Origin of the sequence: Streptococcus danieliae, from assembly GCF_013415245.1 — a bacterium.
Taxonomy (GTDB): Bacteria; Bacillota; Bacilli; order Lactobacillales; family Streptococcaceae; genus Streptococcus; species Streptococcus danieliae_A.
The window spans coordinates 1-590 of the sequence record NZ_JACBXX010000094.1; the positions used below are offsets into that span (position 1 = coordinate 1).

1 protein-coding gene is annotated in these 590 nt (G+C 38.8%); it reads left to right on the forward strand.

The features are described from left to right. The coding region (locus HZY94_RS10340) for a hypothetical protein (RefSeq protein ID WP_218925711.1) at positions 1–221 on the forward strand (221 nt) is incomplete at its 5' end. Positions 222–590 lie beyond the last annotated feature (369 nt).

Consider the following 590-nt stretch of genomic DNA (forward strand, 5'->3'; position numbering starts at 1 on the left):
GGGATAGCCTTTCTCAGTATTTTGTCGTAATTATATTGTATCAAGACTATCTCCATAAAGCAAAAAAGCAACGGCTCTTAAACCGTTGCTTTTTTGCTTTAGTCAGAGAGACTTTTGTCCCAAACTCGCATGAGCCTAAAATTAAGAAAGCGAATAAACTAAATTTTTTCAAATTTAGTTCTGTCCCACTCCCTAATCCGGAAGACAGGATATTGACGTGAACTACATTCGCTTTATTCCTATCCCATTGACATAAAACCAATCTGTATCCTGGAGCTACTTCCACAAACAAAAAAAGAGGCTAATGCCTCTTGCTAGTCGGGAAGACAGGATATTGACGCGAACTACGTTCGCTCTATTCTTAAACTGGATCCGGCACTTCCTGCCTGATCCAGCGAACGAACTTGGTCCCAAACTTCCGGCTCTATAATTTCTATAGTGGGTAACGACCCAAAATAGGGATTATAGGGCTTTTTGAGGTACAAAAAAAGCCCCATATGACCTATAATGAATAGTGACCAAACCAACATTAGGAGAATCATATGGAACTTATTTATAATACCACAGAATTACTCAGAATTACAGATAGA